21 protein-coding genes and 2 pseudogenes are annotated in these 23,993 nt (G+C 72.1%); 17 read left to right on the forward strand and 6 right to left on the reverse strand.

Annotated features, from left to right (window positions below):
• Nucleotides 1-14 precede the first annotated feature (14 nt).
• Nucleotides 15-1,079 carry an IS110 family RNA-guided transposase gene (locus tag ACTMMA_RS12160; RefSeq protein WP_441188427.1) on the reverse strand — a complete coding sequence of 355 codons (1,065 nt, stop codon included), beginning with the start codon at nt 1,077-1,079 and terminating at the stop codon, nt 15-17.
• A gap of 262 nt (nt 1,080-1,341) precedes the next feature.
• Here ACTMMA_RS12160 and ACTMMA_RS12165 point away from each other — a divergent pair, with 262 nt between their 5' ends.
• From ACTMMA_RS12165 to ftsY, 7 genes are all read left to right on the forward strand, one after another.
• Nucleotides 1,342-1,623 carry an acylphosphatase gene (locus ACTMMA_RS12165; protein WP_441190402.1) on the forward strand — a complete coding sequence of 94 codons (282 nt, stop codon included), beginning with the start codon at nt 1,342-1,344 and terminating at the stop codon, nt 1,621-1,623.
• A 56-nt stretch (nt 1,624-1,679) separates the two neighbouring features.
• A complete protein-coding gene (locus tag ACTMMA_RS12170; protein WP_441190403.1) occupies nt 1,680-2,084 on the forward strand; it encodes a hypothetical protein in 405 nt (134 codons plus the stop codon).
• Nucleotides 2,085-2,091: 7 nt separating this feature from the next.
• Entirely contained in the window at nt 2,092-2,298 is a 207-nt protein-coding gene (locus ACTMMA_RS12175; RefSeq protein ID WP_441190404.1) for a helix-turn-helix transcriptional regulator, read from the forward strand.
• 90 nt (nt 2,299-2,388) lie between these two features.
• Nucleotides 2,389-6,069, forward strand: a complete 3,681-nt coding sequence (gene smc / locus ACTMMA_RS12180; RefSeq protein ID WP_441190405.1) for a chromosome segregation protein SMC — start codon at nt 2,389-2,391, stop codon at nt 6,067-6,069.
• A gap of 1 nt (nt 6,070) precedes the next feature.
• Nucleotides 6,071-6,592, forward strand: coding sequence for a hypothetical protein (locus ACTMMA_RS12185; RefSeq protein WP_441190406.1), 522 nt, complete (start codon nt 6,071-6,073; stop codon nt 6,590-6,592).
• A gap of 33 nt (nt 6,593-6,625) precedes the next feature.
• Nucleotides 6,626-6,955 carry a hypothetical protein gene (locus ACTMMA_RS12190; RefSeq protein ID WP_441190407.1) on the forward strand — a complete coding sequence of 110 codons (330 nt, stop codon included), beginning with the start codon at nt 6,626-6,628 and terminating at the stop codon, nt 6,953-6,955.
• 158 nt (nt 6,956-7,113) lie between these two features.
• The gene (gene ftsY / locus ACTMMA_RS12195; protein WP_441190408.1) at nt 7,114-8,301 is read left to right on the forward strand and encodes a signal recognition particle-docking protein FtsY; all 1,188 of its coding nucleotides are present in this window, start codon (nt 7,114-7,116) and stop codon (nt 8,299-8,301) included.
• A 185-nt stretch (nt 8,302-8,486) separates the two neighbouring features.
• On the opposite strand, the gene ACTMMA_RS12200 is transcribed toward ftsY, so the two are convergent.
• Both ACTMMA_RS12200 and ACTMMA_RS12205 read right to left on the reverse strand, forming a co-directional pair.
• The gene (locus ACTMMA_RS12200; protein ID WP_441190409.1) at nt 8,487-9,353 is read right to left on the reverse strand and encodes an arylamine N-acetyltransferase family protein; all 867 of its coding nucleotides are present in this window, start codon (nt 9,351-9,353) and stop codon (nt 8,487-8,489) included.
• Entirely contained in the window at nt 9,350-10,267 is a 918-nt protein-coding gene (locus ACTMMA_RS12205; protein ID WP_441190410.1) for an oxygenase MpaB family protein, read from the reverse strand. The genes ACTMMA_RS12200 and ACTMMA_RS12205 overlap by 4 nt, the downstream gene beginning before the upstream one ends.
• A gap of 22 nt (nt 10,268-10,289) precedes the next feature.
• Between ACTMMA_RS12205 and ffh the strand changes: the two genes are divergently transcribed.
• The 5 genes and pseudogenes from ffh to ACTMMA_RS12230 all read left to right on the forward strand — a co-directional run bounded on the left by ffh (nt 10,290) and on the right by ACTMMA_RS12230 (nt 15,997).
• Nucleotides 10,290-11,924 carry a signal recognition particle protein gene (ffh, locus tag ACTMMA_RS12210; RefSeq protein WP_441190411.1) on the forward strand — a complete coding sequence of 545 codons (1,635 nt, stop codon included), beginning with the start codon at nt 10,290-10,292 and terminating at the stop codon, nt 11,922-11,924.
• 65 nt (nt 11,925-11,989) lie between these two features.
• On the forward strand, nt 11,990-13,027 hold the full coding sequence (locus ACTMMA_RS12215) for an LLM class flavin-dependent oxidoreductase (RefSeq protein WP_441190412.1): 1,038 nt from the start codon (nt 11,990-11,992) through the stop codon (nt 13,025-13,027).
• A 64-nt stretch (nt 13,028-13,091) separates the two neighbouring features.
• A pseudogene (locus ACTMMA_RS12220) lies at nt 13,092-14,260 on the forward strand (M4 family metallopeptidase).
• Between the two features lie 9 nt (nt 14,261-14,269).
• On the forward strand, nt 14,270-14,860 hold the full coding sequence (locus ACTMMA_RS12225; protein WP_441190413.1) for a mismatch-specific DNA-glycosylase: 591 nt from the start codon (nt 14,270-14,272) through the stop codon (nt 14,858-14,860).
• A 33-nt stretch (nt 14,861-14,893) separates the two neighbouring features.
• Complete coding sequence (locus ACTMMA_RS12230; RefSeq protein ID WP_441190414.1) at nt 14,894-15,997, forward strand: amidohydrolase family protein; 1,104 nt, start codon at nt 14,894-14,896, stop codon at nt 15,995-15,997.
• Nucleotides 15,998-16,003: 6 nt separating this feature from the next.
• Here ACTMMA_RS12230 and ACTMMA_RS12235 read toward each other — a convergent pair whose 3' ends face one another.
• On the reverse strand, nt 16,004-17,590 hold the full coding sequence (locus tag ACTMMA_RS12235; protein WP_441190415.1) for a DUF6986 family protein: 1,587 nt from the start codon (nt 17,588-17,590) through the stop codon (nt 16,004-16,006).
• Between the two features lie 128 nt (nt 17,591-17,718).
• Entirely contained in the window at nt 17,719-19,029 is a 1,311-nt protein-coding gene (gene aceA / locus ACTMMA_RS12240; RefSeq protein WP_441190416.1) for an isocitrate lyase, read from the reverse strand.
• A gap of 143 nt (nt 19,030-19,172) precedes the next feature.
• Between aceA and ACTMMA_RS12245 the strand changes: the two genes are divergently transcribed.
• From ACTMMA_RS12245 to trmD, 5 genes and pseudogenes are all read left to right on the forward strand, one after another.
• The gene (locus ACTMMA_RS12245) at nt 19,173-20,702 is read left to right on the forward strand and encodes a helix-turn-helix domain-containing protein (RefSeq protein ID WP_441190417.1); all 1,530 of its coding nucleotides are present in this window, start codon (nt 19,173-19,175) and stop codon (nt 20,700-20,702) included.
• Between the two features lie 165 nt (nt 20,703-20,867).
• The gene (gene rpsP / locus ACTMMA_RS12250) at nt 20,868-21,440 is read left to right on the forward strand and encodes a 30S ribosomal protein S16 (RefSeq protein ID WP_441190418.1); all 573 of its coding nucleotides are present in this window, start codon (nt 20,868-20,870) and stop codon (nt 21,438-21,440) included.
• 2 nt (nt 21,441-21,442) lie between these two features.
• Entirely contained in the window at nt 21,443-21,685 is a 243-nt protein-coding gene (locus ACTMMA_RS12255) for an RNA-binding protein (RefSeq protein WP_441190419.1), read from the forward strand.
• Between the two features lie 144 nt (nt 21,686-21,829).
• Nucleotides 21,830-22,342 (forward strand): ribosome maturation factor RimM, encoded by a 513-nt coding sequence (gene rimM, locus ACTMMA_RS12260; protein WP_441190420.1) that lies wholly within the window; start codon nt 21,830-21,832, stop codon nt 22,340-22,342.
• A 3-nt stretch (nt 22,343-22,345) separates the two neighbouring features.
• Nucleotides 22,346-23,050: pseudogene (gene trmD / locus ACTMMA_RS12265) on the forward strand (tRNA (guanosine(37)-N1)-methyltransferase TrmD); the annotation flags it as partial.
• A gap of 51 nt (nt 23,051-23,101) precedes the next feature.
• Here the strand turns inward: trmD and serB are convergent.
• Nucleotides 23,102-23,980 (reverse strand): phosphoserine phosphatase SerB, encoded by an 879-nt coding sequence (gene serB / locus ACTMMA_RS12270; RefSeq protein WP_441190421.1) that lies wholly within the window; start codon nt 23,978-23,980, stop codon nt 23,102-23,104.
• Nucleotides 23,981-23,993: the final 13 nt, after the last annotated feature.

Raw genomic sequence — 23,993 nt, forward strand, 5'->3', positions numbered from 1 at the left:
GGGTTTCTCCTATGTCAAGCCGCTGCCGTTTGGCAAGTCGGTTCGACGGTGGTGTGGGTGTTGTGGTCGGTGGTCAGGAGGTTGAAGACGGTGCGGACCAGGCGTCGTTTCAGGCAGCGCAGGGCTTCACGGTTGGACATGCCCTCGGCCTTCTTCTTCTCGTAGTACGCCTGCCCGAGGGATCCTTTGAGCCGGACCTGGGTGATGGCGATGCGGTGCAGGGCGCAGTTGAGCTGACGGTTGCCCGAGCGGGTCATCCGGACCCGCCCGTCGGTGCGTCCGGACCAGACCGGGATCGGCGCCGCTCCCGCGTGCCGGGCGAACGCGGCCTCGCTCTTGAAGCGGGTGATGCCGGCGGACTCCCCGAGCAGTTTGGCCGCGGTCAGCCCGGCGCAGCCGTCCATCGCGACCAGGGAGGGGGCGTGCTCTTTCGCGTGCGCGGTCAGCTCCTTCTCCTTGGCCTTGATCCGTGCCGTGAGCTCGATGACGTCCTCAAGCTCCTCCAGCGCCAGGGCGGCCACGATCCCCTCCTGGGTGACCAGCCACGCCTTCAACGCGTCCTGGTGCTTGGCCAGGTCCAGCGACCGGGGCTTGGGAGCGTGCTCGGGGTCCAGCTCGTGCACCCGCCACAGCAAGGCGTTGATCCGCTGCGTGCGGGTCTTGACCAGCGCATCTCGCCGGTCGGTCAGCAGCTTGGCGGTCCGGGACACCTCGTCATGGGAGGCGACCGGCAGGTGTGGCTCACGCAGGTACGCCTGCGCCACAGCCAGTGCGTCGATCGGGTCGGACTTGCCCCGGGTGCGGGCGCTGGCCCGGACCTGGGCCATCATCTTCGGCGGGACCCGCACCACGAGCTGGCCCGCGGACAGCAGGTCCCGCTCCAGCCTCGCGGACAGGTGCCGACAGTCCTCGATCGCCCAGGTCAGCTCGGTCCCGAACTCGCGCCGGGCCCACGCCAACGCCTTCAGATGCCCCTTGGACGTGGCCTCGACTTTCAGTTGGCCCAGCTTGCGGCCGACCTCGTCGACGGCGACGAAAGTGTGGGTGGACTTGTGCACATCGGCTCCAACAACAACCATGGCGGTTGCCTCCTCTTTCACCTTGATCAGTGAGTGGACGGTTGGACCGGTCGGCGGACACATCTCAGTCGGGGCGAGACCACGCTCCTATCAAGTCACGCCGGCCGGTCCGTCACACCTGGTGCCGGCAAAACCCATGCTGGTCAACCCGCGAGCGAGCGACAGCGAACCTATGAGCCAGACACCAGGTGATCAGGATCCAACCACCGCAACCAGTGCGGTGCCATCACCCTGACACTGACCACAACCTAGTCTTGCCGGTATGCAGCGCGCAGTGATCTTCGTCCGTGGTCGGGTCCAGGGTGTGGGTTTCCGGTGGTGGACCCGTGCCCGGGCCCTGGAGCTGGGCCTGGTCGGTCACGCCCGCAACCTGCCCGACGGCCGGGTCGAGGTGCAGGCGCAGGGGGACCGGGCGCAGATCGAGCAGCTCATCGAGCTGCTCTGCGAGGAACCCTCGACGCACAGCCGTCCCGGACGCGTCGACGGTGTCACGACCCAGTGGCACGACCCCAAGGACGGGATCTCCGGCTTCGCCGAGCGGTGACACGAGACTGTCAAGCACACTTGACAGTTCGAGGGTGTGACAAGCACACTTGACACATGAGGACGTCGACGTTGTGGTGGGTGGCGATCCCGCTGGCCGTGCTCGGACTGGTGCTCCAGGGGATGGGTGAGGCTGACGCCGCGACGCCCTGGGAGGACCCGTTGGGCGTCGTCGGGATGCTGCTGGTGATCATGCCGCTCACGCTGGCCCTCAACATCACCCTGAACCGCCGCCGGCATCAGCGTGGGGAGACCTCCCGCGACAGCGTCGAGTTCCAGGCCGCCCAGCAGGCACGAGCCGGGGCCTACACCGATGCCGTCCTGCTTGGGGCGCTGCTCTTCCTGGTGCTGACCCTGACCGTCGACCCGGTCGCCGCGCTGATGGCGATGGCCTTCCTCACCCTGGCCGTCGCGGCCTTCTGGATCCGCTACCGCGTGGCGCTCAAGGACCTCCGGGGCTGAGCGGGTCGTGGCGGAGACCAGCAACATCCTCCGGCGCCTGCGCGAGGAGCAGGGCTTCAGCCAGGGCCGGCTGGCCCAGGAGCTGGGCGTCTCCCGGCAGACGATCAACGCCATCGAGACGGGGCGCTTCGACCCGAGCCTGCCGCTGGCGCTCCGCCTGGCCGAGCTGTTCGAGCGACCGGTGCAGGAGATCTTCACCCTCGACCGTGGATGAGGTGAGGCCGTGCGCCTGCCGCAGCACCGCATACCCCGCAGGTAACCTGACCGGGACCGCTTCCGCCGCCACCCGAAAGCCCGCAACCACGTGTACGTCAAGAGCCTGACCCTCAAGGGGTTCAAGTCGTTCGCCTCGGCGACGACGATGCGGCTGGAGCCGGGCATCACGTGCATCGTCGGACCCAACGGCTCGGGCAAGTCCAACGTCGTCGACGCGCTCGCCTGGGTGATGGGGGAGCAGGGCGCCAAGAGCCTGCGCGGCGGCAAGATGGAGGACGTCATCTTCGCCGGCACCTCCGGGCGCCAGCCGCTGGGGCGGGCCGAGGTGTCGATGACGATCGACAACTCCGACGGGGCGCTGCCGATCGACTACTCCGAGGTGACGATCACCCGGACCATGTTCCGCTCCGGGGGCTCGGAGTACGCCATCAACGGCACCGGCTGCCGGCTCCTCGACGTGCAGGAGTTGCTCTCCGACAGCGGCATCGGCCGGGAGATGCACGTCATCGTCGGGCAGGGGCAGCTCGACGCCGTGCTGCGGGCCACCCCCGAGGAGCGACGCGGCTTCATCGAGGAGGCGGCCGGGGTCCTCAAGCACCGCAAGCGCAAGGAGCGCGCGCTGCGCAAGCTGGACACGATGGAGGGCAACCTCACCCGCCTGACCGACCTGACCACCGAGATCCGCCGCCAGCTGGGCCCGCTGGGGCGTCAGGCCGAGACGGCCCGCCGGGCCGTGACCATCCAGGCCGACGTGCGCGACGCGCGCCTGCGGATCCTGGCCGACGACCTGGTGCAGCTGACCAGCTCGCTGCAGCAGGAGCTGGCCGACGAGGCGGCCCTGGTCAAGCGGCGCACCGCGGTCCAGGAGGCCCTGACCGCGGCCGAGGCCGGCGTCAACGCGCTGGAGACCGAGCGGGCCGAGGCGGCGCCGGCGCTGACAGCGGTGCAGGACCGGTGGTACGCCCTGTCCTCCCTCATCGAGCGGCTGCGCGCGCTGACCGACCTCGCCGGTGAGCGGGTCCGGCTCCTCGGCGCCGAGGAGGAGGAGCTGCGGGGCGAGGAGTCCGGCAGAGGCGGGCGGGACCCCGACCAGCTGCGCGCCCAGGCCGAGCAGGTCCGCGCCGAGGAGACCGCGCTGCTGGCCCGGGTCGCCGACCTGTCCACGGCGCTGGCCAAGGCCGAGGAAGAGCGCACCGCGGCCGAGGCCGCGCACGCGGAAGAGCAGGGCCGGCTGCAGCGGCTGGCCCGTGCCGCGGCCGACCGCCGCGAGGGCCTGGCCCGCCTGGCCGGTCAGGTCTCGGCCCGGCGCTCGCGGGTGGAGGCCGGGGAGGCCGAGATCGCCCGCCTGGCCGATGCTGCCAAGGGCGTGCTGGAGCGCGCCGCCACGGCGGAGAAGGAGTTCGCCGCCCTCGAGGCGACCGTGCTGGACGTCGAGCGGGGCGAGGAGGGGCTGGACCAGGCCTACGAGAGCGCCGAGGAGAAGCGGGTCGCCGCCGAGGAGACCGCCCTCCGCCTGGTCGAGGAGCTGCGAGCGGCCCAGGCCGACCAGGCCACCCTGCAGGCCAGGGTCGAGGCGCTCTCCCTGAGCCTGCGCCGCACCGACGGCGGCAGCGCGCTGCTGGCAGCGGGGGAGAGCGGTGACGGGGTCGAGGGGCTGCGAGGCACCGTCACGAGCCACCTCAAGGTCGAGGCCGGCCGCGAGGCCGCCGTCGCCGCCGCGCTCGGCTGGGCCGGCGAGGCCATCGTCGCCGACGGGCTCGAGCCCGCCCGGCAGGCGCTGGGCTGGCTGCGGGAGCAGGACCAGGGCCAGGCCGGTCTGCTCGTCCCCGAGTCCTCGGTCGACATCGACCGCGGCGGCTGGCCCACCCTGCCTGCGTATGCGGTGTGGGCGGCCGACGTCGTCAGCTCCCGTGACGCCGGGCTCACCCGGGCGGTGACGGGCCTGCTGGAGCGCGTCGCGCTGGTGGAGGGGGACGACGACGCCGTGCGGCTGGTGGGCGAGGTGCCCGGGCTGACGGTCGTCACGGCCGCCGGAGACCTCTACGGCCCGGGCTGGGTCCGGGGCGGCTCCAGCGCCGCGCCGAGCCAGCTGGAGCTGCAGTCCGCCCTGGACGAGGCCCAGGCCGGGGTCGAGGAGGCGACCGCCCGTGCCGAGCGGCTCACCTTCGAGCTGACCTCGGCCCGCACCGTCCTGGAGGAGGCCGAGCAGGCCGCCGACGCCGCCATGGACGCCCTCCACGACAGCGACGCCCAGATGACCGCCGTCGCCGAGCAGCTCGCGCAGCTCGGCCAGACGATGCGGGGCGCCCGCGGCGAGCACGAGCGCACCACGGCTGCCATGACCACCGCGGAGCAGGGCCTGGAGGCCACCCGCGCCGAGCTGGCCGACCTCGAGCAGCGGCTGGCCGCGGCCAAGGAGGAGCCCGGTGAGGTCGAGGAGCCCGACACCTCCGAGCGCGAGCGGCTCGCCGAGGCCGCCGCCCGGGCCCGCAGCGCCGAGACCGAGGCCCGCCTGGCCCTGCGCACCCAGGAGGAGCGGGCCAAGGCGCTCTCCGGCCGGGCCGAGGGCCTGGAGGCCGCGGCCCGCAACGAGCTGGCCGCCCGGCAGCGGGCCGCCGCACGGCGTGCCCGTCGCGCGGAGGAGAGGCGCACGGCCGAGGCGGTGGCGACGGGTGCCGCATACCTGGGCTCGCGCGTCGAGACGCTGCTGGCGACCGCGACCACCGAGCGGGAGTCCGCGCGGGCCGCCCAGCAGGAGCGTGACCAGGCACTGGCAGCGGCGCGCACCCGTGCCGGCGAGCTCGCCGCCGAGCTGCGCGACCTGACCGACTCCGTGCACGCCGACGAGATCGCCCGGGCCGAGCACCGGCTGCGGATCGAGGCGCTGCAGACCCGGTCCATCGAGGAGCTGGGCGTCGACCCGGAGGTGCTCGTCGAGGAGTACGGCCCCCACCAGCTCGTCCCGCACGTCCCCGGCCCGGACGAGGACCCGGAGTCCGACGACTTCCCCGAGCCCAGGCCCTTCGTCCGCGAGGAGCAGGACAAGCGGCTGCGGGCGGCCGAGCGCAAGCTCACCCAGCTCGGGCGGGTCAACCCGCTCGCCCTGGAGGAGTTCGCCGCCCTGGAGGAGCGGCATACCTTCCTCACCGAGCAGGTCGAGGACCTGCGCCGTTCCAAGGCCGACCTGCTGCAGATCGTCAAGGAGGTCGACGAGCGTGTCGAGCGGGTCTTCACCGAGGCCTTCCACGACACCGCCGAGCAGTTCGAGCGGGTCTTCTCCCGGCTCTTCCCCGGGGGCGAGGGCCGGATCACGCTGACCAACCCCGACGACATGCTCACCACCGGCATCGAGGTCGAGGCCCGTCCGCCGGGCAAGAAGATCAAGCGGCTCTCGCTGCTCTCCGGCGGGGAGCGGTCGCTGACGGCCGTGGCGCTGCTGGTGGCGATCTTCAAGGCGCGGCCCAGCCCGTTCTACATCATGGACGAGGTCGAGGCCGCCCTCGACGACACCAACCTGGGCCGCCTCATCACGCTCTTCGAGGAGCTGCGCGACTCCTCCCAGCTCATCGTCATCACCCACCAGAAGCGGACGATGGAGATCGCCGACGCGCTCTACGGCGTCTCGATGCGTGGCGACGGCGTGACCACCGTGGTCAGTCAGCGGGTCAAGGACGTCGCCCCCGCAGGCGCCCGACGCTCGGACGAGCTCACGCCCGACCCCGAGTCGGCCCCGTCGGAGCCCGCCGCCCCGGAGCAGGTGCAGGGCTGAGGTGCTGGTCTACGGAGGGGCCGACACCCCGGCCTACGTGATCGACGACGACACCCTGCGCGAGGTGCTCCTCGACGAGGACGAGGCGGCCGAGTACGTCGACGACGTGGGCGACGACCCGCTCGCGGTCGCCTACCTCAGGATGCTGGGCCAGCTGGACGAGGCGACGGACCTGGGCGAGCGGGTGCTCGCGGACCGCGAGGAGGGCACGGCCTCGTGGGCCGCGGCCGCGGTGCGGCTCGCGCACGTGCACCACTGGGCCGGGCGGTATGCGGCAGCGCACGACCTCCTGGACCGCGCGGCCGGGTGCGTGGCCGGGGACCCCGCGATGGAGGCCTTCGTCCAGCAGCACCGGGCCAAGGTGCTCCTCGACGAAGGGCGGAGCGCCGAGGCGTTGGCCGAGGCGAGCGGTGCGCTCGAGCTGCGTCGGGGGCTCGGGGACACCTCGTTGATCGCCGCCTCCGAGCAGGTGGTGACGGCGGTCCTGCGCGATCTGGGTGGGGACACGCCGGGCGCGAGTTGAGCTCTCACCCCCGGTTGGGGTCACACTGGTCACATGTTCGCTCTTGTCCTGGCCATGCTGTTCTGCGTCGCGATCGGCGCCGGTGTCGTCGGGTACGTCATGCTCGAGGCCCGTCGCGAGGGTCGTGGCGAGTTCTGGACCCCCGAGGGGGAGGAGCTCATCGCCGGTGCCCGCCGGACCACGACGAAGGTCAAGGCCAAGGGCGAGGAGCTGGGCCGGACCGCGGCCGAGCGCACCAAGGGCCTGGCCCCGCGTCGCCCCGAGCGTGAGGAGCAGGGTCGTCGGATCGCCGTCACCGACCCCGCGCGCGAGCTCGGTGACGGCGACCTCGACGAGCGCCAGGACTACCGCGCCGCCAGCTGACCCACAGCCGCGCTGGCCAGCTGATCGAAGGCGACTGCGCAGGCTGGTTGGCGCGCGAGGACCGCGCCGACCGCTGACGCTGGCGCTGTGAGCCGGACCCCCAGGGTCCGGCTCTCGTGCATTCTTCGCCCCCTCCCGATGTCTGCGAGGATGGGTGCGTGGGACCGATTGATCAGCTCTGGGAGATCCTGACCGTCGTCAGCGTCGTCGTCATCGGCGCGCTGGCCCTCCTCGTCGCCCTGGTGCGCGGCCGTGGTGGGGCCACCAAGCAGGCGCCGCCCGTGCCGAGGACCGACCGCACCATCCCGGTCGAGGAGCGGGAGGGCGTCGACACGATCCCGGGGGAGGATGTCGAGAACCGCGGCGGGGGAGTCGCGGTCGAAGAGCTTCCCGAGGTCACCACCCCCACGCTCGAGCGCCCGGACTCGGCCCGGGGTCGCCTCCAGCGTCTGCGCGCCCGCCTCGCCCGCTCCAACTCGGCGATCGGCAACGCCCTGCTGGCACTGCTCTCGCGCGGTGGCCTCGGCGAGGAGGACTGGGAAGACGTCGAGGACACCCTGCTCGCCTCCGACCTCGGCGTGGAGGCCACCCAGGAGCTCGTCGACTCCCTGCGCACTCAGGTCAAGGTCGACGGCACCACCGACCCCGAGGCCGTCAAGGGCTGGCTGCGCGCCGACCTGCTCCGTCTGGTCGACCCGTCGATGGACCGGCGGATCGCCGCCAGCCGCGAGAACGGCCTGCCTGCAGTCATCCTCGTGGTCGGCGTCAACGGCACCGGCAAGACGACCACGGTCGGCAAGCTCGGCCGGGTGCTGGTGGCCGAGGACAAGGACGTCGTCTTCGGCGCCGCCGACACCTTCCGCGCCGCCGCCGCGGACCAGCTGACGACCTGGGGCGACCGGGTCGGCGTGGCCACCGTCCGGTCCGACCAGGAGGGGGCCGACCCTGCCTCGGTCGCCTACGAGGCGGTCAAGGCCGGCATCGAGATGGAGTCCGACGTCGTCATCATCGACACGGCCGGCCGGCTGCACACCAAGCGGGGCCTGATGGACGAGCTGGGCAAGATCAAGCGCGTCGTCGAGAAGCTCGCCCCCGTGGACGAGGTCCTCCTCGTCCTCGATGCGACCACCGGCCAGAACGGCATGCGCCAGGCCGAGGAGTTCGCCAAGGAGGTCGCGATCACCGGCATGGTGCTGACCAAGATGGACGGCACCGCCAAGGGCGGCATCGTCGTCAACGTGCAGCGCAAGCTCGGTGTCCCCGTCAAGCTCATCGGCCTCGGCGAGGGCCCGGACGACCTGGCGCCCTTCGACCCGGAGGCCTTCGTCAACGCGATCGTCGGCTGACAGGGCCGCGAGGACCCGAGCGAGGCACGAGCGAGGCCCGGAGCGGTCCGCGGAAGCGACAGGAGAGATCGTCGGCTGACAGGGCCGCGAGGACCCGAGCGAGGCACGAGCGAGGCCCGGAGCGGTCCGGGGAAGTCGACAGGAGAGATCGTCGGCTGACGGTCAGACCGGGGCAGTGGCGGCTCTCAGGGGGACTGGGACGTCAACCAACGCGTGGTGTCAGCATGCTGCTCGCTGAAGAGCCGCTCCACCCGGTCGGACCCGACGCCGAGCCGACCCAGCTCCAGCCCGAAGACCTCCTGGAGCGTCTCGTCCAGCTCCTCGACCGAGCCGAGCACCCGGTAGGTCTCCCGGTGCCGCTCCACCCGCCGCAGCCCGACACCGGTCAGCGCGTCCAGGCCGCGGGAGTCTCGGCGCTGCACCGACAGCCTCCGCACGAAGGGTGACCGTGGCGAGGTCGACAGCAGGTCATGGTGCTCGACGGCCTCGGTCAGGGTGACCGGCCTGGGATCGATGTCGACGCCCACGAAGGACAGCGCCCGCGGGTCGTGCTCCAGGCGCCACCCGCCCGGAACCATCTCCGACCGTCGGAGGTGCAGCGTCAGATCGCCGTCGTCGACAGCCCCCTCGCGCAGTTCCAGCGGCCCGTGCAGCGCGCTGCCCAGGCCGACGTCGACCAGCCAGCGACCTTCCCGCCGACCCAGGTCCACGGTCAGGGCCAGATGGCTGCCGTCGGTCCCGACCGGCTCGCGCGAGCCCCGGCCCTGGACGCCCGCGCGGTGGTGGGTGACCGCATACCCGAGCTCGTGGAGCAACCAGGCGAAGGCGGCGTTGAGGTGGAAGCAGTAGCCGCCCCGTCCCTCCAGGACCCGCGCCACGCTGCTCTCCACGTCGGCGGGCGCGGGACGGCCCAGCACCAGCTCGAGGGTGGAGTAGGGGATCCGCTCGACGTGCGCCCGGTGCAGGGCCCGGAGCGTCTCCAGGTCGGGCCGCGTGACCTCGGCCGCACCGAGGCGCCGCAGGTAGTCGGCCCGCCACGACGGGGGATTCACGCGCCGCCGACCTGCGAGCTCTCGGGGGAGTTGCGCGGGTCGCGGGGGTCGCGGAGCGCCCAGGCGACCGCTCCCGTCCCGAGCCGGCCGAGCGGCCCGGCGACGCCGCGGAGCGCGACCGTGTCGAGCCGGCGCAGGGGGCCGGGGAGGTGGAGGTCGAGCATCTCGCGCGCGTAGGGCGGCAGCATCTCCACCGCGCCGGCCGCAAGCATCCAGAAGCCCGGCCGCGCCGCCCAGGGCAGCGGCGGCTCGGCGAGGAGGAAGCGGGCGACGTCGCGGGCACCTTCGGTCGCCTCGAGCTCCGGACGGTATGCGGCCAGCTGGCTCTCCAGCTCCCCCACCGTCAGCGGTGGGTCGGGGATGCCGAGGCGACCGGCCGCCCAGGCGGCCTGAGCCACATACCGGTCGGCCTCCTGCGGTGTGAGCGGGGTGCGCGAGTAGCGCTGGTGCGCCGCGAGGAAGGAGTCGATCTCGGCCACGTGCACCCAGCGCAGCAGGTGCGGGTCGGTGGCGTCGTAGGGGCGGCCCTGCCGGTCCGTGCCCTTGACGGTTGTGTGGACGCGGTTGATGCGGTCCAGGACCTTCTGGGCCTCCTCGACCGGGCCGAAGGTGGTCATCGCGATGAACTCGCTGGTGCGCTGCAGCCGGCCCCACGGGTCGCCGCGGTAGCCCGAGTGCTCGCCGACCCCGGCCATCGCCAGCGGGTGCAGGGACTGGAGCAGGAGGGCGCGGATGCCGCCGGCATACATCCCTGCGTGCCCCTGGACCCGGCAGATCGGGTCGTCGGGGGCGAACCGGCGCTCGCCAGGGGCCAGCCAGATGGCGTGCGCGCGACGCTCCGCATCGGGATCCGCGACACGGTCGCGCAGGGCCTGGGCGAGACGGTGCCGGGCGGCGGGAATGGGATTGCGCACGTGTCCAACGTATCCTTGCCGGGTGTTCAACTCCCTCTCCGACCGCCTGACTCAGACCTTCCGCAACCTCAAGCGCAAGGGCACCGTCACCGAGTCCGACCTCAACGCGACGATCCGCGACATCAGGCTCGCGCTGCTCGATGCCGACGTCGCCCTCCCGGTGGTCAAGGAGTTCACCGGCCGGATCCGGGAGCGTGGGCTCGGCGCCGAGGTCCATCAGGCCCTCAACCCGGCGCAGCAGATCGTCAAGATCGTCAACGAGGAGCTCGTGGCGATCCTGGGTGGCCACACCCGCCGCCTCAACCTGGCCAAGACGCCGCCGACGGTGATCATGCTGGCCGGTCTGCAGGGTTCTGGTAAGACCACCTTCGCGGGCAAGCTGGCGCACCTGCTCAAGGACCAGGGGCACACCCCGCTGCTGGTCGCGGCCGACCTCCAGCGCCCCAACGCGGTGACCCAGCTCGAGGTCGTCGGCCAGCGTGCCGGGGTGAGCGTCTTCGCCCCCGAGCGTGGCAACGTCTTCGGCCACGACGCGGCGCTGGAGAGCGGCGAGGGGACCCGCTCTTTCGGCGACCCGGTGGACGTGGCCGTCGACGGCGTTGAGGAGGCCCGCCGCAAGGGCAACGACATCGTCATCATCGACACCGCCGGCCGCCTGGCCGTGGACGTCGAGCTGATGCGTCAGGCCAGTGACATCCGTATCGAGGCCGGCGCCCACGAGGTCCTCTTCGTCATCGATGCGATGATCGGTCAGGCCGCGGTCGAGACCGCCAAGGCCTTCGCCGACGGCGTGGGCCTGACCGGCTCGGTGCTGACCAAGCTCGACGGTGACGCCCGCGGTGGTGCGGCCCTGTCGGTCGCCTCGGTCACCGGGCAGCCGATCCTCTACGCCTCCACCGGTGAGGGTGTCAAGGACATCGAGCTCTTCCACCCCGACCGGATGGCCAGCCGCATCCTGGACATGGGTGACGTCCTGACCCTGATCGAGCAGGCCGAGAAGGCCTTCGACCAGGCGCAGGCGCGGGAGATGACCCGCAAGTTCCTCTCCGACGAGGACTTCACCTTCGACGACTTCCTGCAGCAGCTGTCGGCCATCAAGAAGATGGGCAGCCTCAAGCAGATGCTCGGCATGATGCCGGGGATGCAGCAGATGAAGGCCCAGCTGGACTCGCTGGACGAGCGCGAGTTCGACCGCGTCGAGGCCATGGTCCGCTCGATGACCCCCTTCGAGCGCAACCACCCCAAGCAGATCAACGGCTCGCGCCGGGCCCGCATCGCCCGCGGTTCGGGCGTCAGCGTCGGCGAGGTGAACCAGCTCCTGGAGCGCTTCGGCGAGGCCCAGAAGATGATGCGCCAGCTCAAGAAGGGCGGCGGCATCCCCGGGATGCCCGGCATGCCGGGCATGGGTGGCGGTGGCGCGCGCAAGGGCAAGGCGCCGCAGCGCAAGAAGGGCAAGTCCGGCAACCCGGCCAAGCGGGCCCAGCAGGAGCGCGAGGCAGCGCAGCGGGAGCAGGAGGCGCGCGACAAGTCGTTCGAGAGCGCCTTCGGTGCCGGCGCGCTCGGTGGCGCGGACGGTCTGCCCGAGGGCAACGACCTGTCCGGCCTGAAGCTGCCGCCCGGGTTCGAGAAGTACCTGGGTGACCAGGGCAAGAAGTAACCCCTGCCTGCGGAATGGCCGGCCCCTCCTAGTTGTTGGCTGATCAACTACCAGGAGGATGACGTATGAGGTTCCAGCCCGAGCTCGGTCTCGACACCTTCGGCGACATGACGGTCGGCGACGACGGCCAGCCGCAGCCGGCGGCGCAGGTCCTGCGCAACCTGCTCGACCAGGCGGTGCTGGCCGACCAGGTCGGCGTCGACTTCATCGGGGTGGGGGAGCACCACCGGTCCGACTTCGCGGTCAGCGCGCCCGACGTGGTGCTCGCCGGGATGGCGACGCGCACCGAACGGATCCGCCTGGGGTCCGCGGTCACCGTGCTCAGCTCGGACGACCCGATCCGTGTCTTCGAGCGCTTCTCGACCATCGACGCCCTGAGCAACGGGCGGGCCGAGGTCGTCCTCGGCCGTGGCTCGTTCACCGAGTCCTTCCCGCTGTTCGGCTTCGACCTGCGCGACTACGAGACGCTCTTCGCCGAGAAGCTGGACCTGTTCAGCAACCTGCTGACCGAGCGGCCCGTCACATGGCAGGGCAGCCACCGCACCCCGCTGCGCGACCAGGAGGTGTGGCCCAAGACCGAGTCCGGCCGGCTCGCGGCGTGGATCGCCGTCGGTGGCTCGCCGCAGAGCGTGGTGAGAGCAGCCTCATACCGGATCCCGTTGATGCTGGCGATCATCGGCGGCTCGGCGCACCGCTTCCTGCCCTTCGCCGATCTCTACCGTCAGCTGACCACCGAGGGCGGCGGGGAGGCGCTGCCCGTCGCCGTGCACTCGCCCGGTCACGTGGCCGAGACCGACGAGCTGGCCCGCGAGCAGCTCTTCCCGCACTTCAAGGCCAACCGGGACCGCATCGGCGCCGAGCGCGGGTGGGGTCCGCTGGGGCTGCAGGAGTATCACGACGAGATCACCCAGGGTGCCCTCTACGTCGGGTCGCCGGAGACGGTGGCGCAGAAGATCGCCGGGACGGTCCGCACGCTGGGGCTGTCGCGCTTCGACCTCAAGTACGCCAACGGCCCGATGCCGCACAGCCAGCTCATGCGCTCGATCGAGCTCTACGGCACCCAGGTCATCCCACGGGTGCGCGAGCTGCTGGCCGAGGACTGAGGCGTTCACTGACCTGCTGGCTGCGGCGGGCGGGCCTGTCGGCGGGTCGTGGCAGAGTCTCCCCATGAGCGAGGGGACCCACGAGCACACCGCCGGCTGCACCATCATCCCGGGCTACCTGCTGCGCCGGCTGGCGCAGGCGGAGCCCGAACTGGCCCCCGCCGTGGAGTTCGCGCTCCGCGACGGCGAGGCGACCCGGGGCCGGAGGGAGGTGGAGGCGACCCGCTGGCCGGGCGGCCACGCGCCCGGCCAGGGCGGGATCCGCGCGGGCCTGATCACCCCGGCCTCGTTCGGCACGACGCTCGAGCCCCGTGCCGTCGAGGGGGATCCGCTGCCGGTCGAGGTGCGACCCGACCGGCGGGTGCACGATGCGGAGTTCGGCACGGCCCTGCCCGGTCGGCCGGTCCGGGGCGAGGGCGACCCCGAGTCCGATGACGTCTCGGTCAACGAGGCCTTCGACGGACTCGGCGCGACCTGGGAGGTGCTGGCGCGGGTCTACGGCCGGGACTCCCTCGACAGGCAGGGTCTCCCGCTGGTGGCCACGGTCCACTACGGGCGCGACTACGACAACGCCTTCTGGGACGGGCGGCAGATGGTCTTCGGCGACGGGGACGGGATCTACTTCAACCGATTCACCGCCAGCGTCGACGTCATCGCCCACGAGCTGGCCCACGGGCTGACGCAATACACGGCCGGGCTCACCTACGTCGGTCAGTCCGGGGCGCTCAACGAGTCGGCCTCCGACGTCTGGGGCGCGATCGTGCGGCAGTGGGTGCGGGACGAGACCGTCGACCAGGCCGACTGGCTCATCGGCGCAGGGCTGTTCACCGACCGGGTGCAGGGCGTGGCGCTGCGCTCGATGTCGGCCCCCGGCACGGCCTACGACGACCCGGTGCTGGGCCGCGACACGCAGCCCGGCACATGGACGACTATGTCGACCTTCCCCACGACGCCGACAACGACAACGGCGGTGTCCACATCAACTCCGGCATCCCCAACAAGGCCTTCCACCTCTTCGCGACCGCTCTTGGTGGGCGCGTGTGGGAGCGGGCCGGCCAGGTGTGGTTCGACACGATGGCGACCAGGGGGTTCATCCCGCGCGACGTCGACTTCGAGACCTTCGCCGCCGCCACCCTGCGCGCGGCCGTGGCACGCTACGGCACCGGGTCCGAGGTCGAGTCCGCGCTCCGGGACGCCTGGGCCGGCGTCGGCGTGGTCATGGTGGACGCCTAGGCTTTCGCCGTGCCTGCGCCACACCGCTTCACCCGTGCCGAGCTCGACTCGTTCCGCGACACCGAGGTGCCCGATCTCGTGCCGGCACCGGGTGATCCCGTCCGCCTGCTCTTCGTCGGCATCAACCCCGGGCTGTGGACCGCTGCGGTCCAGACCCACTTCGCCCACCCGGGCAATCGCTTCTACCCCGCGCTGCTGGAGGCCGGCATCATCGGTCGCCGGGTGGACCCGGCGGCCGGGATGACCGAGGACGACCGGGAGCACCTGCGCCGGCGCGGCATCGGCATCACCAACATCGCACGACGGGCCACCGCCCGCGCCGACGAGCTGTCCACCTCCGAGCTGCGCGAGGGCGGGCTCCGGCTGCGCCGGACGGTCACTGAGCTCGCACCCCAGGTCGTTGCCGTGGCCGGCATCACCGCATACCGGACCGCCTTCGGTGACCGCCGGGCCACGGCCGGGCGCCAGGACGAGCCCTTCGAGGGCGCCGCGCTCTGGGTGGTCCCCAACCCCAGCGGGCTCAACGCCCACGAGACGGTGGCGACCCTCGCACGGGCCTACGCAGAGCCGGCCCGAGAGGCCGGCGTGCTGCCGCGCTAGCCTGGCCACACGGCATACCCGCGAGGAGGCGGCATGAGCTCACCGGCACTGCACATCCGTGGACAGATCCTGGTCGGCCCCGAGGAGGTGCTCGACGAGGTCTGGGTGATCGACGGCCTGGTGAGCCTGACGCCACCGACCTCTGGCGAGGTCGAGACGATCCAGGGGTATGCGGTGCCAGGCCTGGTCGACGCGCACTGCCACGTGGGGCTGGAGGCGCACGGCGCCGTGCCGCCCGAGCGGGCCGAGGAGCACGCGCTCGCCGACCGCGACGCCGGTGCGCTCCTGCTGCGCGACGCCGGCAGCCCCGCCGACACCAGCTGGATCCAGGAGCGGGAAGACCTGCCCCGGCTCATCCGGGCCGGTCGCCACATCGCCCGGACGAAGCGCTACCTGCGCAACTTCGCCTGGGAGATCGAGCCGGAGGACCTCGTCGAGTACGTCCGGCACGAGGCCCGCAACGGCGACGGCTGGGTCAAGCTGGTCGGTGACTGGATCGACCGGGAGACCGGCGACCTCGGCATCTGCTGGCCGGTCGACATCCTGACCGAGGCCATCGCCGCCGCCCACGAGGAGGGCGCGAGGGTGACGGCGCACTGCTTCGGCGAGCAGTCGCTGGTCGACTTCGCCGCGGCCGGCACCGACTGCATCGAGCACGCCACCGGCCTGACCGACGAGACCATCGACACCTTCGCCCGCCAGCAGATCGCGATCGTGCCGACGCTGGTCAACATCGACAACTTCCCGAAGTTCGCCGACGCGGGGCGGGGCAAGTTCCCGACCTACGCCGACCACATGATGGATCTCTACGAGCGGCGCTACGAGACCGTGGCCAAGGCGCACGAGGCCGGCGTCCCGGTCTACGTCGGGACCGACGCCGGTGGGCAGCTGCCGCACGGGCTGGTGGCCCGCGAGGTCGAGGCCCTGACCACGACGGGGATGACCACGACGGAGGCCATCGGGGCCGCCACCTGGGGCGCCCGCGCCTGGCTGGGACGCCCCGGCATCGCCGAGGGCGAGTCGGCCGACATCGTCGTCTACCGGGACGACCCGCGGGAGGACGTCCGCACCATGGCCGACCCCTACAAGGTCATCCTGCGCGGGCACAGCCACGCACCTTCCGGGGCGCGCGGCTAGCGCAGCTCAGGCGGCGCCGGCGTCCTCGTCCGAGCTGGACTCACCGAGCCCGACGAGCACCTCGTAGGCCAGGATCGACAGGAAGGCCGGGGGCTCCTCGGCCACGATCGACTCGCGCAGCAGCCGGACGGCGTGCTGGAGCAGCTCCTCCCGCGCGCCGTGTCGTCGCAGCAGGGCGATCTCGTCCTCCAGCACACGGTCCAGCAGTCGGGTCGACATGGTGGGGCCCTCGGCGAAGCGTTCGCCGTGCGCCATCCACTGCCACAGCTGCATCCTGGCCAGCTCGACGGTGCCGAAGTCCTCGACGTGGCCGGCCATCGTCAGCGTCCCCTCGCCGTCGAGCCAGCCGGTCAGGTAGGTCAGCGAGGACCGCAGCGCGGTCCGCATGCCGGTCAGCGTAGGGCTGCCCGGCAGCGAGCTGACATCGCGCAGTGCCTCCGGATCCACGACGGCCTCGCACCTCGGACCGGCGCTGCGGGCGAGCCGCTGCTCCGCGCTGCTGCCCAGGCGGGCGTCCCGGTCCTCGAAGGGCGCCCGGCAGACCGGCACCAGGGCGGGGTGCATCGTCCAGGCCCCGTCGAAGCCCTGCTTGGCCTCGCGGGCCTTGTCGCGGTAGACGCGTGCGTGGGTCATCGCCACCGCCTCGTCGAACGGTCCGCTGGGCGCGAGCGCGATCGGCCCGCCGATGGCCTGGACGCCACGGCGGTGGCAGACCGAGAGGATCACCTCGGTGAAGGCCCGCAGGAAGCGGGTGTTCATCGTGAACGCGTCCTTGTCGGGCAGCTGGTGGTCGGGGCTGTGCCCGTAGGCGCGCACGTAGGAGAAGACGTAGTCCCAACGTCCCGCCGCCAGACCGGTGACGCGCTCCCGCAGGGCGTGCACGATCTCTTCGAGCTGGTATGCGGCCTGCACCGTCTCCACCAGGACGCTCACCCGGGTGCAGCCCGGGGGGAGCCCCAGCTGCTCCTCGGCGAGGGTGATCAGGTCCTCCCACCAGATCGCCTCCTGCCAGGTCTCGACCTTGGGCAGGTAGAGATAGGGGCCGGTGCCGTTGTCGATGAGCCGTTGGGCGGCCAGGGCCAGGAAGGTCACGACGTCGACGACGGGCGCGCTGGCCCGGCGGCCGTCCACGACGAGGTGGGCCTCCTCCAGGTGCAGGCCGCGGGGGCGCACCATGAGCGTGGGGGTGCCGGGGCTGGGGTCGCCGTTGCGGGTGCCGGCGACCTGCTCGATGACGCGGTGCGCGGTGCGCAGCCGGGCCTGGGTGGGGACGAGCATGTCCTCGAGGTCGGCGACCCAGACGTCGGTGCTGGAGGCGAGGGCGCCCTTGGTCGCCTCGGGTGTCGCCGGGGTCGCGAGCTCGACCAGGCGGTGAGTGAGGTCGGCCGGGTGGGGGGCGACCTGCCAGGTGGTGTCCTCACGGATGCTCCGGGTCTCCTCCAGCTGGGCCAGCTCCTGACCGGCGCGCAGGGCCCGGGCGGCGTCGCGCCGGGCCTGCAGGAGCTCGGCGCGGCGGTCGCGGGTGGCACGCTCCACCTCGTGCAGGACCTCCAGGCGGGCGTTGTCGAGCAGGTCGTTGAGGTAGCTGTCCATCGGGCGCTCCTTGCTGCTGGCGGGTGGTGCGGCTCGGTGCCGGGACCCGTCGGGGTCCCGGCACCGGGTGCGGTGATCATCCTCCGTCGGCCGTCCGGATCACCGGGCTGCGGCCGCCGGAGCGTGGATCAGTGGTGGAACTGCTCGGCCTCGGTGGAGCCGGACAGCGCCGTGGTGGAGGAGTCGGGGTTGACCGCGGTGCTCACAGCGTCAAAGTACCCGGTGCCGACCTCGGCCTGGTGACGGACCGCGGTGTAGCCGCGCTCGGCGTCGGCGAACTCCGCCTCCTGCAGCTCCACGTAGGCGCTCATGCCGGTGCGGGCGTAACCGTGCGCCAGGTGGAACATGCCGTGGTTGAGCGAGTGGAAGCCGGCCAGCGTGATGAACTGGAAGGCATAGCCCAGCTCGCCCAGCTTGTCCTGGAACTCGGCGATCTCCGCGTCGGAGAGCGCGGCCTTCCAGTTGAAGGACGGGCTGCAGTTGTAGGCCAGCTTCTGGTTCGGGAAGTCCTTGTGCAGCTCCTCGGCGAACTCCTTGGCCAGACCGAGGTCCGGGGTGCCGGTCTCGACCCAGATGAGGTCTGCGTAGGGGGCGTAGGCCTTGGCACGGGCCAGGACGGGCTCGATGCCGTTCTTGACGCGGAAGAAGCCCTCGGAGGTGCGCTCGCCGGTGGTGAACGGCTGGTCGATCTCGTCGACGTCGCTGGTGAGCAGGTCGGCGGCCAGGGCGTCGGTGCGGGCGATGACCAGCGAGGGGACCCCGAGCACGTCGGAGGCCAGGCGGGCGGAGTTGAGGGTGCGCACGTGCTGGGAGGTCGGGATGAGGACCTTGCCGCCCAGGTGGCCGCACTTCTTCTCGGAGGCCAGCTGGTCCTCCCAGTGCACACCGGCGGCGCCGGCCTGGATCATGGACTTCATCAGCTCGAAGACGTTGAGCGGACCGCCGAAGCCGGCCTCGGCGTCGGCCACGATCGGCACGAAGTAGTCGGTGTCGGTCTCGCCGTTCATCCAGGCGATCTGGTCGGCGCGCTGGAGGGCGTTGTTGATGCGGCGGACGACGGCCGGGACCGAGTTGGCCGGGTAGAGGCTCTGGTCGGGGTAGGTCTGGCCGGCCAGGTTGGCGTCGGCCGCGACCTGCCAGCCGGACAGGTAGATGGACTCGAGCCCACCCTTGACCATCTGGACGGCCTGGTTGCCGGTCAGGGCGCCCAGGGCACGGGTGAACGGCTTGGTCTGGATGGCCTCCCAGAGGCGCTCGGCGCCACGGCGCGCGAGCGTGTGCTCCTCCACGACGGAGCCGCGCAGGCGGATGACGTCCTCGGCGCTGTAACGGCGGGAGACGTCGGCCCAACGGGGGTTGTTGGCCCACTCCTGCTCGAGCTCGACGGCGAGCTCGGCGGGGCTGAGCGGCTGGGTGGAGGGCTCGTGCGTGGTGGTCATCTCATGACCCCTTTCTTCCTGGTGGCGAGTCCGGGTGAGCAGAGTGCAGGAGGACTGCTTGTTGACAATTCTGCTCCTCCAGGTCGGTGCCGACCACCGATTGTGAGGTAAAGAACGCCGAAAATTTCGGTAGTGTGCAGTCCATGACCGTTTCCCACACGCGGGTGCTCCCGTTCCGGCCCGTGGAGCGTCTGGACGCGGCGCCGGAGGACGCCGGAGCTGGTGCCTCCGACCCCGTCGCGGTGGGCCGCAGGCTCCGCCACCTCCGGCGGGAGAAGGGGCTGACCCTGGCCGCGCTGGGGGAGGAGGTGGGCCTGTCGGCCTCGGCCCTGTCCCTCATCGAGAACGGCCGCCGGGAGGCACGGGTCTCCGTGCTGTCCTCGCTCGCGCAGGCCCTGGGCACCGATGTGCAGAGTCTGCTCAGCAGCGCCCCGCCCAGCCGGCGCAGCGCCCTGGAGGTGCGGTGGGAGCGGGCGCAGCGCTCACCCGGCTTCCAGAGCCTGGGGATCCCGCCGGTCCGCGTCGGGCCCGGCCTCCCGGACGACGCGCTCGAGGCGCTCGTGGGGATGTACGAGTCGGTGGTCGGCCTGCAGCAGCAACGGGCAGCCACCCCGGAGTACGCCCGGCTGGCCAACGCCGAGCTGCGGCGGCTGATGCGCGAGGCCGACAACTACTTCCCCGAGATCGAGGCCAGGGCCGCCGAGCTGGTCCGGGTCGTGGAGCACACCCACGGACCCGTCACCCGGGAGGGCGTCAACCGGATCGCCCGCCACATCGGTTTCTCGATCGAGCAGGTCAGCGACCTGCCGGCCTCGACACGGACGGTCACCGACCTGGAGAACCGTCGCGTCTACGTCCCCGTGCGGGGCGGTCACGACCTGCGGGCCACGGCCCTGCAGGCCCTGGGTCACGTGGTCCTGGAGCACGAGCCCCCGCACGACTACGCAGAGTTCCTGGCGCAGCGGGTGGAGATCAACTACTTCGCGGCCGCGGTGCTGCTGCCCGAGTCCAGCGCCGTGCCCTTCCTGCAGCGGGCCAAGGAGGCCCGTGACATCGCGCTGGAGGACCTGCGTGACGCCTACGCCGTCTCCTACGAGACCGCCGCGCACCGCTTCTGCAATCTCGCCACCCGTCACCTGGACCTGCCCGTGCACTTCATGCGGACCAGCGCCGACGGCGTCGTCTACAAGGCCTACGAGAACGACGGCATCAGGTTCCCCATGGACGCCTCGGGCGGGATCGAAGGGGCACGCGTCTGCCGCCACTGGACGGCCCGGGTCGTCTTCGACCAGCCGCCGGGGGAGGCCTACGCGCAGTACACCGACACCGGCCGCGGCACCTTCTGGTGCACCGCCGTCGCCGAGCAGACCCCGCAGGGCCGCTTCTCGGTCAGCCTCGGTGTGCCCTTCGACCAGGTCAGGTGGATGCGTGGGCGGGACACGACGGCCCGCCGCACCTCGCGCTGCCCGGACCCACGCTGCTGCACCCAGCCGCCGCCGAAGCTGGCCCGCGAGTGGGAGGGCCGGGTCTGGCCCAGCGCCCGGGCGCACTCCCACCTGCTCGCGGTGATGCCTCCCGGCGTCTTCCCCGGTGTCGACGACACCGAGGTGCTGCGCTTCGTCTCCGAGCACGCCCCGGAGCACGAGGTCCAGGGGAGCGGACGCGAGGGATAGCCGCGGGCGCCAGGGCGGGCGTGGCTCCTGGGCTGTGGCACAATGGACGGCTGTACCCGTCCGGCTTCCCGCTGGACCGGACGCCTACACACCGGGCCACGGCACCCCGCACAGATCCGCGTGCGGTCTCGCCGTGCCCACTCACAGAACAAGGAGACACCCTTCGTGGCTGTCAAGATTCGCCTGAAGCGCATGGGCAAGATCCGTGCACCGTACTACCGCGTCGTCGTCATGGACTCGCGGACCAAGCGCGACGGTCGTGCGATCGAGGAGATCGGCGTCTACCACCCCAAGGAGGAGCCGTCGCTCATCGACATCAACTCCGAGCGGGCCCAGTACTGGCTCGGCGTCGGCGCCCAGCCGACCGAGCAGGTCGCCGCGCTGCTGAAGATCACCGGTGACTGGCAGAAGTTCAAGGGTGAGCCGGGCGCCGAGGGCACCCTGAAGGTCAAGGAGCCCAAGGCCGACAAGAAGGCTCTCTACGAGGCCGCCCTGGCTGCCGCGGACAAGGAGGACGCGGGCGACGCCCCGGCCACCAAGCGCAAGTCCGCCAAGAAGGCCGACGCCGCCCCCGCCGAGGCCACCGAGGCTTCCGCCGAGGAGGCCCCGGCCGCCGAGACCGCCCCCGCGGCCGACACCGACAGCTCGGCCGCCGCCGTGTCCGAGGACGCGGCCGCCGACAGCGTCAGCGAGGAGACCCCCGCCGCCGACGCGGAGGCCACCAAGGACGAGGCCTGATCGTGCTCGAGGAGGCCCTGGAGCACCTGGTCAAGGGCATCGTCGACCACGACGGTGACGTCGTGGTGCGCACCAAGAACGCCCGGCACGGCGAGATCCTTGAGGTCCGGGTCCACCCGGACGACCTCGGTCGGGTCATCGGCCGGCGAGGCCGCACCGCCAGCGCCCTGCGCACGGTGGTCGGCGCCCTCGCCGGCGGCAGCAAGGTCCGGGTCGACATCGTCGACACCGACCGCCTGCGCTGACGCACGCAGCACCTCCGACTGGCCCGCCCGGCGCGATCATGCACCGGGCGGGCCATCGTCATATCCTCTCGACGAATCCCCTCGTCGGATCCCCTCGTCCCGGACGTCCGCCGTCCGCCGACATTCCCCGTTCCTGGAGAGCAGATGAGCCAGAGCTTCGTCGCGGCCCGCATCGGCAAGCCGCACGGCCTGCGCGGTGAGGTCACCGTCCAGGTCCACACCGACGACCCGCAGGGACGCTTCGTCCCCGGGGCCACCTTCGCCACGGATCCGCCGGAGCGCGGTCCGCTGGAGCTGCGCGGCGTGCGGGTCCACCAGGGCATCTACCTGCTGGCCTTCGAGGGACACCCGGACCGCACCGCCGCGGAGGCGCTGCGCGGGACGCGGCTGCTGGTGGTCGACGACGCCGAGGACGAGGAGGACGAGGGCTGGCGGGAGGAGGACCTGCTCGGGTTCGAGGTCGTGCTCCCGGACGGCTCGGCGCTGGGCACGGTCTCGGCGCTGCACGTCCGTCCCGTCCAGGACCTGCTCGAGGTCCGCACGACGCGCGGCGAGGTGCTTGTCCCGTTCGTGGACGAGCTGGTGCCCGAGATCGACGAGGAGGGCCGCCGCGTCGTCGTGGACCCGCCGCCCGGCCTGCTCGAGCTGGGGGAGTGAGCGATGGGATCGCCCCTGCGCATCGACGTCCTGACGATCTTCCCGGACTATCTCTCGCCGCTGGACCTCTCGCTCATCGGCAAGGCCCGGCGTGAGGGGCGGATCGAGGTCCACGTGCACGACCTGCGCGACTGGACCCACGACCGGCACCGCACCGTGGACGACACCCCCTACGGCGGGGGAGCCGGCATGGTCATGCGCCCGGAGCCCTGGGGGGAGGCCCTGGATCAGGTATGCGGATCGCTGCCCGGGCGCACCCCTCACCTCGTCGTCCCGGGACCCGGAGGAGACCGCTTCACCCAGGAGACCGCATACCGGATGGCCACCGAGGTGGACTGGCTGGTCTTCGTCTGCGGCCGCTACGAGGGGATCGACGAGCGCGTCTACGAGGAGTTCGGCGCCCGCTACCCGCTCTCGGTGCTCTCCCTGGGCGACTACGTGCTCAACGGGGGCGAGGTCGCCGTGCTGGCCATGACCGAGGCGATCGCCCGCCTGGTGCCCGGTGTCATCGGCAATGAGGCGAGCCTGGAGGAGGAGTCGCACACCGGCGGTCTGCTGGAGTATCCCGTCTACACCAAGCCCGCCGTCTGGCGCGGGCACGAGGTCCCGGCCGTGCTGCTGTCCGGGCACCACGGCCAGATCGCGCGGTGGCGCCACGAGCAGCGGCTGGAGCGCACCGCGGCGCGGCGCCCGGACCTGATGGAGGCCTACGCCCGGGAGCTCGACGGCTCCTGAGCCGTGAGGCACCTGCGTAGCCCGTCAGACGCGGACGAACTCCTCGGCCGTGTAGCCCTGCAGGTAGAGGAGCGCGGTCAGGTCTCCGTGGTCCACCCGGACCCGGCTCTGCGCGGCGACGGAGGGCTTGGCGTGCAGGGCCACCCCGGTCCCCGCGAGGTGCAGCATGTCGAGGTCGTTGGCGCCGTCGCCCACCGCGATGACGTCCCGCGGCTCCAGGCCGAGGCGCGCAGAGATCTCGCGGACGGCGGCCACCTTCGCCTCCCGTCCGACCACCGGCGGAACCACCTTCCCGGTCAGCCGCGGACCGTCCGCCTCCAGGGTGTTCGCCCGGTGCTCGTCGAAGCCCAGCCGGGCCGCGACCTCCTCGGTGAACTGGGTGAATCCGCCGCTGACCAGCGCGGCGTAGGCCCCGTGGGCCCGCATCGTGGCCACCAGCTCACGCCCGCCAGGGGCCAGGGTGATGCGCTCGTCCAGCACGGCCGTGATCGCTGAGCTGTCGAGACCGGTGAGCAGGCCGACGCGCTCGGCCAGGGCCTGCTCGAAGTCCAGCTCGCCGTTCATCGCCCGGGCGGTGATCTCCGCCACGCGCTCTCCCACGCCCGCGTGCGCGGCCAGCTCGTCGATGCACTCCTGGCCGATCATGGTCGAGTCCATGTCGGCCAGCAGGATCGCCTTGCGGCGGTGGCCGGCCGGCTGCACCACCAGGTCGTAGCCCCGGTCGCGCCAGTCGGCCGAGACCTCGGCCAGGTCCTCGGGCACCTCGGCCAGCTCGGCCTCGAGCGCGATCCCGTCGGCCAGCCATCGCGGCTCGCCCAGGTCCCAGGTCCGGCCCAGGTCTGAGGCCACCGTGCCGCCCAGGTCGGCGCGGGCGGGCGAGGCGAGCACGGTGAGGATCTGCACGCCCCGATCGTAG

Source organism: Ornithinimicrobium panacihumi, assembly GCF_052073805.1.
Classification (GTDB): domain Bacteria; phylum Actinomycetota; class Actinomycetes; order Actinomycetales; family Dermatophilaceae; genus Ornithinicoccus; species Ornithinicoccus panacihumi.